Here is an 11,136-nt window from a genome sequence, read left to right as displayed (position 1 = left end):
AGGCTCCTCAAGGCGCCGCTAAAGGCCTAGGCGGTCGATATGCGCGTCCTCGTCATCGACCCCGATCACGCCCGGGCGGCCCTCGTGGCCGCCGGGCTTCAGGGCGTCGAGCCGGCGGAGGTGCGTCACACGACCCTCTACGATGAGGCGGAGGTCCTGGCCTTCGCGCCCGACGTGGTGGTGATCGCGGCGGAAAGCCCCGATCGCGACACGCTCGAAAGCCTGCGCGAGGCCACCGAAGGCGCGCCGCGTCCAGTCGTGATGTTTGTCGACCGCTCCGAGCCTGGGCTGGCGGAGCAAGCCGTGCGGGCCGGGGTGGCGGCCTATGTGGTCGATGGGCTGGCGCCGGGCCGGGTGCGCTCGATCCTCGACGTGGCCATGAGCCGTTTCGCCCTGACCCAGCAACTGCGCGGCGACCTGGCCAAGGCCAAGGCGGATCTGGAATCCCGCAAGGTCGTCGACCGGGCCAAGGGCCTGCTGATGAAGGAGCGCGGCCTGGACGAGGACGGCGCCTATCGCCTGCTGCGCAAGCTGGCCATGGACCGGGGCAAGCCTATCGGCGTCGTGGCCGCGGACCTGCTGGCCTTCGCCGGCGTGCTGCGGGGAGACGTCTCGTGAGCGGCCTTTCCGAACTGCGGCTGGGGTTCATTCCGCTGACCGACTGCGCGCCGCTGGCCGTGGCCGCGACGCTGGGCTTCTTCGAGGACGAGGGGTTGGCCGTCGAACTGGTCCGCGAGGCCTCGTGGGCGACGATCCGCGACAAGGTCGCCGTCGGGGCGCTGGATGGGGCGCACATGCTGGCGCCGATGGCGTTGGCCGCCGGGAGCGCGATCCTGGCGCCGCTGGCCCTGAACCGGAACGGCGCCGCCATCACGGTCTCGGCGGCGCTGGCCGGAACGATCGGGCTGAAGGGCGAGGGGCTGGCGGAGGTCGTCGCGGCGCGGCGGGCGAGCGGGCGGGGGACGCTGACCTTCGCCATGGTCTTCCCGGAGTCGATGCACAACTACCTGCTGCGCGACTGGCTGGCGGCGGCGGGGATCGATCCCGACCGCGATGTGCGCCTGGTGGTGATCCCGCCGCCGCGCATGGTCGAGCGGATGCGAGCCGGCGAGGTCGACGGCTTCTGCGTCGGCGCGCCCTGGAACGCGGTGGCGGAAGCCGAGGGACTTGGTCGCATCCTGGTCACGGCCTCGCAATTGCTGCCGGGCGGACCGGACAAGGTGCTGGGCGTTCCGGCGACGCTGGCCGAGCAACGGCCCGACGACCTTCGCGCCTGCCTGCGGGCCGTGATCCGCGGCGCGGCCTGGGCCGATGACCCCGTCAACCGCGAAGACCTGATCGCCATCCTGGCGCGTCCCGATGTCGTCGGCGCCGCGCCAGCCGCCATCGCTCGGGCCTTGGCGAACGAGATCGTCTTCCACCGCGACGGAGCCAGCTTGCCGCGCCGCGAAGACGGCCTGTGGATGGCGTCCCGAATGGTCCGCTGGGGCCAACTGCGCGCTGGCGTCGACCTCGACGCCCTGGTCGATCGGGTCTACCGGCCCGACCTCTACCGTGATGCGGCGGAGATTTCGGGACATCTTCTCGCCTGATCTGCACGCTTCGTGAGCGCCGCCGACGCCGCGCCGCTCAGCAAACGTGCGCAGCAACAAACCTCGGCATCGCGACGCGGCATCGGCGTGACAGCCGCGTGAAGCTGGGTCTCATCTAGTCTCAAGGCCTCCGAACAACGGCGTTCGCGGCTGCCAGAGGACCGCTCGGATGCGGTCGAACCGTCCGGGACGACGACGTCCCGCTCTCGCAGACACGCAAACATCCGAGGCCGTCATGATCTCCCGCGACTTTTTGAAGGCCGGCCATGCGCCGACCCTGTTCGCAGCGTTCCTGTATTTCGATCTCAGCTTCATGGTCTGGGTGATCCTGGGGCCGCTGGGCGTCGCCATCGCCAAGGACTTCCATCTCGACCCGGCCCAGAAGGGCCTGATGGTCGCGATCCCCGTTCTCGCCGGGGCCGTGCTGCGCCTGGTGAATGGCGTGCTGGTCGACCGGATCGGTCCCAAGAAGACCGGCATGGTCGGTCAGATGATCGTCCTGACGGGCCTGGTGCTGGCCTGGGCGATCGGCATCCACAACTACCATCAGGTGCTGGCCCTGGGCGTGATCCTGGGCGTGGCCGGCGCCTCGTTCGCCGTGGCCCTGCCGCTGGCCTCGCGCTGGTATCCGCAGGAACATCAGGGCCTGGCCCTGGGCATCGCCGGCGCCGGCAACTCGGGTACGGCCCTGGCGGCCCTGTTCGCGCCGGCTCTGGCCAAGGCGTTCGGCTGGCAGGCCGTGATCGGCCTGGCCGCCATCCCCCTGGCCGTAGCGTTCGTGGTCTACATGCTGCTGGCCAAGGACGCGCCCGAGCAGCCCGCCCCGAAGAAGCTGGCCGAATATCTCGACGTCTTGAAGGTCCCGGACGCCTGGTGGCTGATGCTGCTGTACGCGGTGACCTTCGGCGGCTTCGTGGGCCTGGCCTCGTCGCTGACCATGTACTTCAACTCCGAATACGGCCTGGACCCGGTCGTCGCCGGCTTCTTCACCGCCGCCTGCGTCTTCGCCGGCTCTTTCATCCGTCCGGTGGGCGGGGCGCTGGCCGACAGGTTCGGCGGCGTGCGCACTCTGAGCTTCGTCTATGTCCTGGCCGCGATCGGCCTGACGACCGCCAGCTTCCAGCTGCCCTCGGCCTATGTCGCCCTGGCCGTGCTGATGTTCTCGATGCTGGCCCTGGGCGCGGGCAACGGGGCGGTGTTCCAGCTGGCGCCGCAGCGCTTCCGCAAGGAGATCGGCGTCATGACCGGCCTGATCGGCATGACCGGCGGCCTCGGCGGCTTCTACCTGGCGTCCACCCTGGGTCTGGCCAAGAAGATGACCGGTTCCTACCAGTCCGGCTTCATCGGCTTCGCCCTGCTGGCGCTGTTCGCCCTGGTGGCCCTGTTCAGCCTCAAGGCGCGCTGGCGGGCGATCTGGCCGACCCTGCACGGCGACGCCGCGACCGTCCGCGTCTGATCCTGTTCCTCCGACAAGCGAGATAGACCCATGACGAAAGAACGTCTGGTCGTCATCGGCAACGGCATGGCCGGCTGCCGGGCGGTCGAGGAAGTGCTGAAGCGCGACCCCGCCCGCTACGACGTCACCATCTTCGGCGCCGAGCCGCGGGTGAACTACAATCGCATCATGCTCTCGCCGGTGCTGGCGGGCGAGAAGACCTTCGATGACATCGTCATCAACGACGAGGCCTGGTACCGCGACAACGCCATCACCCTGCACGCCGGCCGCGCCGTCACGGCGGTCGACCTGGAAGGCCGCAAGGTGGCCGCCGAGGGCGGTCTGGAGGTCGGCTATGACAAGCTGATCCTGGCCACCGGCTCGGACCCGTTCCGCCTGCCGCTGCCGGGTTCGGACCTCAAGGGCGTCGTCACCTTCCGCGACCTCGACGACGTCGAGGCCATGGTCGAGGCTTCGGGCAAGCCGGGCGCCCGCGCCGTGGTCATCGGCGGCGGCCTGCTGGGCCTGGAAGCCGCCTACGGCCTGGCCCGGCGCGGCATGGCCGCCACGGTCGTCCATCTGATGGATGTCCTGATGGAGCGCCAGCTGGACGAGAGCGCCGGCTACCTGCTGCGCGAGGCCTTGGCCGAACGCGGCGTCGAGACGGTGCTGGGCGCGCATTCCGAGGAGATCGTCGGCAGGGACGGCAAGGTCGCCGGTCTCAAGCTGAAGGATGGTCGCGTCCTGCCGTGCGACCTGCTGGTCATGGCCGTCGGCATCCGCCCGAACGCCGCCCTCGCCAAGGCCGCCGGTTTGCAGGTCAATCGCGGCGTGATCGTCGACGACGCCATGCGCGCGTCCGATCCGGCGGTGTTCGCCGTGGGCGAATGCGTCGAGCACCGCGGCAATTGCTATGGCCTGGTCGCGCCCATCTGGGACATGTGCCGAGCCCTGGCCGAGGCGCTGACGGACGGCGAGGGCGCCTATGCCGGCTCGGTGCTGTCGACCCGCCTGAAGGTCTCGGGCGTCGACGTCTTCTCGGCCGGCAAGTTCGCTGGCGGCGAGGGCTGCGAAGACATCGTGTTCCGCGACGCCGCGCGGGGCGTCTACAAGCGGGTGGTCATCGAGAACGGCAAGGTCGCCGGCGCGGTGCTGTTCGGCGACGCGGCCGACGGCGGCTGGTACTTCGACCTGATGCGGGCCGGGACCGACGTCGCCGAGATCCGCGAGACCCTGATATTCGGGCAAGCGATCACGGAGGGCCTCTCGGGCCTGGACCCTAGCGCGGCCGTTGCGGCCATGCCCGACACGCAGGAAATCTGCGGCTGCAACGGCGTCTGCAAGGGTGCGATCACGGGCGCGATCACGGCACAGGGCCTGACCACGCTGGACGACGTCCGGGCGGTGACCAAGGCCTCGGCTTCGTGCGGGTCCTGCACGCCGCTGGTCGAGCAGGTCATCCGCCTGACCCTCGGCGACGGCTTCAAGGCCCAGGCTGGCCCTAAGCCGATGTGCAAGTGCACGCATCATCCGCATGGCGACGTGCGCAAGGCGATCGTCGAGTTCGAGCTGAAGTCCATGCCCGCCGTCTTCCAGGCCATGGAGTGGACCACGCCCGACGGCTGCGCCTCATGCCGGCCGGCCCTGAACTACTACCTGCTGTGCGCCTGGCCGGGCGAATACGTCGACGATAGCCAGTCGCGCTTCATCAACGAGCGCGTCCACGCCAATATCCAGAAGGACGGGACCTATTCGGTCGTGCCGCGCATGTGGGGCGGCATGACCAGCCCCGCCGAGCTGCGGGCCATCGCCGACGTCGCCGACAAGTACGCCATTCCGGCGGTCAAGGTGACGGGCGGCCAGCGCATCGACCTCTTGGGCGTCAGGAAGGACGACCTCCCGGCGGTGTGGGCCGACCTCAACGCCGCCGGCATGGTCAGCGGTCACGCCTACGCCAAGGGGCTGCGCACGGTGAAGACCTGCGTTGGTTCCGACTGGTGCCGCTTCGGCACCCAGGACTCCACGGGCCTCGGGATCAAGCTCGAGAAGTTCATGTGGGGTTCGTGGGCGCCGGCCAAGGTCAAGCTGGCCGTGTCGGGCTGTCCCCGCAACTGCGCGGAGTCGACCTGCAAGGACATCGGGGTGATCTGCGTCGACAGCGGCTACGAGATCCACGTCGGCGGCGCGGCCGGCCTGCACATCCAGGGCACGCAACTGCTGACCAAGGTTCCGACCGAGGCCGCGGCGATCGCGGTGATCGCCGCGGTCATGCAGATGTACCGCGAGGGCGGCTGGTACCTGGAGCGGATCTACAAGTGGATGGCCCGCGTGGGCCTCGAACACGATCCGCGCGGCCACGGTCGACGACCTCGACAGCCGCATGGCGCTCTACGACCGCTTCGTGGTCTCGCAGGAGACTGCCCAGATCGACCCGTGGGCCGAGCGCGCCAGCGGCGGGGTGGCGGCCGGCGAGTTCAAGCCGATGGCGACCCTTCCCTTGGAGATGGCGGCCGAATGACCCTGCAAGCCCATATCGATCCGCACTGGCGAGACGTCGGCGCTGTGACGGACATCCCCGAGCGCGGCGCGCGTCGGGTGGCCACCGCCCAGGGCGACGTCGCCGTGTTCCGCACCGGCGACGGTCACGTCTTCGCCCTGGTCGACCGCTGTCCCGCACAAGCACGGCCCCTTGAGCCAAGGCATCGTTCACGGCCACGGCGTGACCTGTCCGCTGCACAGCTGGGTCATCGACCTGGCGACCGGTCAGCCCACGGGCGCCGACGCCGGCAAGGGCTGCGCGCCGGTCGTGCCGGTTCTGGTTCGGGACGGTCGGGTCCTGCTGGCCCAGCCCGTCATGGCGGACTGAGCGCATGGCCGACGGCTCCACGGCGCTGAAGACCGTCAAGACCACCTGCGCCTATTGCGGGGTCGGCTGCGGGGTGACGGGCGCGGTCGGGCAGGGGCGTTCGGTGTCAGTCGCCGGCGACGTCCTCCACCCGGCCAACCTCGGCTGGCTGTGCTCCAAGGGCTCGGCCCTGGGGGCGACCGTCGGGCTGGAAGGCCGGCTGCTGGAGCCGACGATCAACGGCAAGGCCGCGACCTGGACCGAGGCTACCGCACTGGTCGCGAAAAGGTTCAGGGACACCATCGCCCGCCACGGTCGCGACAGAGTGGCCTTCTACGTCTCGGGGCAGCTGCTGACCGAGGACTACTACGTCGCCAACAAGCTGATGAAGGGTTTCATCGGCTCCGGCAATATCGACACCAACAGCCGCCTGTGCATGGCCTCGGCCGTGGCCGCCCACAAGCAGGCCTTCGGCGCCGACCTGGTCCCAGGCTGCTACGAGGACCTCGATCTGGCGGACCTCGTCGTGTTCAGCGGCCACAACGCCGCCTGGACCCATCCGGTGCTGTTCCGCCGCATGGAGGCGGCGAGGGCGCGCGGCCAGAAGCACGTCGTCATCGACCCGCGCCGCACCGACACCGCCGAGGGCGCGGACCTGCACCTGGCGATCGCCCCTCAGAGCGACGTCCGCCTGTGGAATGGCCTGCTGGCCGACCTGATCCGGCGCGGCGCGATCGATCGCGGCTACATCACCCGACATGTGAACAATTTCGAGCAAGTCACGGCCAAGCTTGCCGAAGGCGACCAGTCTTCAAGCGCCGTCGCAGCGGACTGCGGCGTGGCCGAGGTCGATCTGCTGACCTTCTACGATCTGTTCGCCGCCAACCCGCGGACGGTCAGTCTGTTCTCGATGGGGGCGAACCAGTCGGCCCAAGGCGTGGCCAAGGGCCTCTCGATCATCAACGCCCACCTGGCGACGGGTCGGATCGGCAAGCCCGGCGCGTGCCCGTTCTCGATCACCGGCCAGCCCAACGCCATGGGCGGGCGCGAGACGGGCGGCATGGCCAACACCCTGGCCGGTCACATGGACTTCGCGCCGGAAGACCGTGACCGGGTAGCCCGTTTCTGGGGCGCGCCCGACACGGCGCGCGCGCCGGGCCTGAAGGCTGTCGAGATGTTCGAGGCGGTCCGCGACGGGCGGATCCAAGCCATCTGGGTGATGGCCACCAATCCGGCCGTCAGCCTGCCTGACAGCGGCGCGATCCGCGAGGCCCTGGCCGCGTGCCCGTTCGTGGTGGTCTCCGACTGCGTGGAGACCGACACCACCGCCTTCGCCGACGTCAAGCTGCCGGCTCTGGCCTGGGGCGAGAAGGACGGAACGGTCACCAATTCCGAGCGTCGGATGTCGCGCCAGCGGGCTCTGTTCCCGGCGCCAGGCCAGGCGCGCGCCGACTGGAAGATCGTGGCCGACGTCGCCACGGCCATGGGCTTCGACGGCTTCGGCTGGGCCAGCAACGCCAGTGTTTTTCGTGAATGGGCCCGTTTGACGGCCTACGAGAACGACGGTCGACTTCTGAACTTATCCGGCCTTTCGGCTTTGAGGCCAGAGGCTTACAATGAACTTCTACCGATCCAATGGCCCGTGAAGGCCGATGGCAAGGACACGCCGCGGCTGTTCGTCGACGGTCGCTTCCAGACCCCCGACGGCCGCGCCCGGATGGTTCCGGTCGAGCCGAAGGGACCGGCCGAGGCTACCGGCGACGCGTTCCCGATGTCGCTGAACACCGGCCGCATCCGCGACCAGTGGCACACCATGACCCGCACCGGCCTGGCGCCGGACCTCTGCCGTCACGCGCCCGAGCCCTATGTCGAGATCCATCCGGACGACGCCTTGGCTCTGGGCGTGAAGGACGGCGCCCTGGCGCGGGTGACGACGGCGCGCGCCGAGGCTGTCGCCGTCGCCAAGGTCAGCGACCGCCAGCGGCGCGGCAGCGTGTTCATGCCCATGCACTGGACGGACGCCTTCGCGCCGTCGGGTCGGGCCAACGCCCTGGTCGCGCCCAACGTCGACCCCACCTCTGGCCAGCCGGAGTTCAAGCACACGCCCGCCCGGATCCGCCCCTATCGCGAGACCTGGAAGGGCTTCTTTCTGAGCCGATCCGTCCTGACGTCCCCGGTCGGGACGGATCTTGTCTGGCGGCGTATTCCCCAGGACGCCTGCCAGCAGCACGAGTTCGCCGGCCGGGGCGACGCTGTCGAGCGCGACGCCCTCCGCAAGGCCCTGACCAAGGGCTTGGCCGGCGAACTCGTCACCTATGAGGACCCCGCCACCGGCGCGCGCCGCCAGGCCTGGGGTCGAGAACGGGCGTCTGGTCGCCGTCCTCTACATGACCGCCACCGGCCGCCTGCCGCCGCGCGACTGGCTGGCCGAGTTGTTCGCCGAGGAGACCCTCTCGCCCGAGGCGCGCTCGGCCCTGCTGTTCGGCCGCCGGCCCGGCGCGTCGGTCGACAGCGGGCCGATCGTGTGCGCCTGCCTGAAGGTCGGCGCCAAGGCGGTCGACGCGGCCATCGCCGCCGGGTGGACACCCCGGACGCCGTCGGCGCGGTCACGGGGGCGGGGACCAACTGCGGATCCTGCCGTCCTGAAATAGCACGCATGATCAAAACCTTCGCCGTTACTCCTAAGGAGCCCGCCCATGTCGGTTGAGATCAAGCTCGGCAAGGTGCTGCTGGTCGGCGCCGGTCCGGGGCCAGTGGATCTGATGACCGTCCGCGCCGTCCGCGCCGTCGAGAGCGCCCAGGCGCTACTCTATGACGCGCTGTGCTCGGAAGAGGCCATCGCCCTGGCGCCCGCCGGCTGCGTGCGAATCCAGACCGGCAAGCGCGCGGGCAAGCCCAGCATGAAGCAGGACGAGATCAACCGCCTGATGCTGCGCCTGGCGCGCAAGGGCCTGAAGGTTGTCCGGCTAAAGGGCGGTGATCCCTCCATTTTCGGTCGGGTCGGAGAGGAGGCTGCGTTCCTGAAAGGCTTCGGGGTCGAGACCGAGGTCGTGCCCGGCGTCACCGCCGCCTGCGCCGCCGCCGCCCAGTTCGGCTTTCCGCTGACCCACCGCGGCGAGGCGCGCCGGGTGGTCTTCACCACCGCGCGGCTGGAGGCCGGCAAGTTGTCGGGCGACTGGAGCGCCGCCGCCGATCCCGAGGCGACCTTGGCGGTCTATATGGGCGGCGCGGTGGCGGGCGACCTCGCCCGAGGGATGATCGAAGCCGGCCGGCCCGCCGACACGCCCGCCGTCGCCATCGAGAAGGCTGGCGGCGCCGAAGCCCGGCTCTATCCGGCCACCTTGGCGACGCTGGCGGAACGCATCGCCGAGGCCGGCGACGGGCCGCTGCTGATCGTCGTCGGCGAGGTCGCCGCCTTCGCAACCGCCAATTCGATGTCACAGGTCGAGCGCAGGGCCTTCGGCTGAAAGTCGCCGCGATGTTCGAAATATCATCTGACAGCTGACAAAAGTGGCCCGTATCGCACGGGCTCCGTTTCCGGCCTTGCAAGGACGATAGGTTCGCGCGAAATCGCTGCGAATGAAGAAGATGCTTACCTGCGGCCTCGCCGCCGCCGCCGTGTCGATGGGCTTTGCCGCCCAGGCGTCCACCCTTTCCGCCAAGCCGGATCCAAGGTTGGTCGTGGTCATCTCGATCGATCAGTTCAGCGCCAACCTCTACGCCCAGCACCGGCCGGAGTTCACAGGTGGGCTCAAGACGCTGAGCAGCGGCGTGATCTATCCGAACGGCTACCAGTCGCACGCCTTCACCGAGACCTGCCCGGGGCACTCGACCCTGTTGACGGGCAAACATCCGGAACAAGACCGGCATCAGCGCCAACGACTGGTACGACCTCTCCACCGGCAAGACGGTCTACTGCCTGGCCGATCCCAACGCGACGCCGGCCGACAATCCCAAGGGCCGGGCCGTGTCGCCGGTCAATCTGGTCGCCACCACCTATGGCGACTGGCTGAAGGCCGTGTCGCCGAAAAGCCGGGTCTTCGGCGTGTCGGGCAAGGATCGCGGGGCGATCACCATGTCGGGCCATCAGGCCGACGGGCAGTTCTGGTATCAGCCGGGCTTCGGTTTCACGACCTGGGTCGCCCAGGGCCAGACGGCGGAAGAGCGCTTGAAGCCGGTCGCCGCCTTCAACGCCAGGCTGGCGGCGGACCTCAAGAAACACCCTTACGTCTGGGACTACGACAGGAAGTTGGTCGGCGGTTCGGCCAAACGCTGCCAGGCGCTGGAGGCCGACTACGAAACTGGCGGCCGCAAATGGCGCGCCGCCCTGCCGATTCCGGTAGCGACCGACGAGGCCGGCCGGCAACGGGATCTCTACGCCAGCCCCTATACGGACCAGGTGACCCTGGAGCTGGCCCAGACCCTGCGCGAGACCTACGCCCTGGGCGATGGGCCGCAGGTCGACGTGCTGACGGTCAGCCTGTCGGCCACCGACTTCATCGGCCACCGCTGGGGCACGCGCGGTCCGGAGATGTGCGACCAGATCGCCCGCCTCGAACGACCGCCTGGGCGCGTTCCTCAAAAGCCTGGACAAGGTCAAGGGCGGGGTTCTGGTCGTGCTGGCCGCCGACCATGGCGGCGCCGACTTCGCCGAACGCCTGCATGACGAGGGCTACGACATCGAGCGCGTGATCGGCAAGCCGTGGGTCGCCGGGCTGAACGCCCAGCTGCGCAAGGATCTAAACCTGTCGTGGGATCCGTTGATCGCCGACGGCGGCATCGACCAGATCTATGTCGTCGGACCGGATCGCAAGGCGCCCTCGATCACCGACCGCGCCCGCATTACGACCGCGGCCCTGGCCTTGATCCAGCGTGAACCGGCCGTGGCCGAGGCCTTCGATTCCAACGCCATCCTGACCCTGGCGCCGGCTCCGGCCGACGCCGCGATCGAAGAACTGTCGGTGGCCGAGCGCGTGCGTCGCAGCGTCTATCCGGGCCGGGTCGGGGATATACTGATCGCCTTCAAGCCCAACCGCGTGCCGGCCACGGCGGGGGCGACCTACGTCTCGACCCACGGCAGCCCGTGGGACTACGACCGTCGCGTGCCGATCCTGTTCTGGTGGAAGGGCGCGACGCCGCACGAGCGGGTGCTGCCGCTGGACACGGTCGACATCGCCCCAACCATCGCCGCTGTCACAGGCGTCAAGGCGCCGGCCGACATCGACGGCGTCTGCCGGCCGCTGGTCTACGGCCAAGGCTGCTAG

4 protein-coding genes and 4 pseudogenes are annotated in these 11,136 nt (G+C 69.5%); all 8 read left to right on the top strand.

What is annotated here, in order from left to right; genetic code table 11:
* Positions 1-39 precede the first annotated feature (39 nt).
* The 8 genes and pseudogenes from ACHMW8_RS21020 to ACHMW8_RS20985 all read left to right on the top strand — a co-directional run bounded on the left by ACHMW8_RS21020 (position 40) and on the right by ACHMW8_RS20985 (position 11,136).
* Complete coding sequence (locus ACHMW8_RS21020; RefSeq protein ID WP_395443678.1) at positions 40-618, top strand: ANTAR domain-containing response regulator; 579 nt, start codon at positions 40-42, stop codon at positions 616-618.
* Entirely contained in the window at positions 615-1,592 is a 978-nt protein-coding gene (locus ACHMW8_RS21015; RefSeq protein WP_395443677.1) for a CmpA/NrtA family ABC transporter substrate-binding protein, read from the top strand. Before ACHMW8_RS21020 ends, ACHMW8_RS21015 begins: the two co-directional genes overlap by 4 nt.
* A 235-nt stretch (positions 1,593-1,827) precedes the next feature.
* On the top strand, positions 1,828-3,048 hold the full coding sequence (locus ACHMW8_RS21010) for a NarK/NasA family nitrate transporter (RefSeq protein ID WP_125158308.1): 1,221 nt from the start codon (positions 1,828-1,830) through the stop codon (positions 3,046-3,048).
* Between the two features lie 30 nt (positions 3,049-3,078).
* Positions 3,079-5,545: pseudogene (nirB, locus tag ACHMW8_RS21005) on the top strand (nitrite reductase large subunit NirB).
* A pseudogene (gene nirD / locus ACHMW8_RS21000) lies at positions 5,542-5,893 on the top strand (nitrite reductase small subunit NirD). The pseudogenes nirB and nirD overlap by 4 nt, the downstream one beginning before the upstream one ends.
* Positions 5,894-5,897: 4 nt before the next feature.
* Positions 5,898-8,579 (top strand): annotated as a pseudogene (locus ACHMW8_RS20995) (molybdopterin-dependent oxidoreductase).
* Positions 8,569-9,339 carry a uroporphyrinogen-III C-methyltransferase gene (cobA, locus tag ACHMW8_RS20990; RefSeq protein WP_125158312.1) on the top strand — a complete coding sequence of 257 codons (771 nt, stop codon included), beginning with the start codon at positions 8,569-8,571 and terminating at the stop codon, positions 9,337-9,339. The pseudogene ACHMW8_RS20995 and the gene cobA overlap by 11 nt, the downstream one beginning before the upstream one ends.
* Positions 9,340-9,460: 121 nt before the next feature.
* A pseudogene (locus ACHMW8_RS20985) lies at positions 9,461-11,136 on the top strand (alkaline phosphatase family protein).

Origin of the sequence: Caulobacter sp. UC70_42 (assembly GCF_044056025.1) — a bacterium.
Lineage (GTDB): Bacteria > Pseudomonadota > Alphaproteobacteria > Caulobacterales > Caulobacteraceae > Caulobacter.
This window is presented reverse-complemented; position numbering and strand designations above follow the sequence as displayed.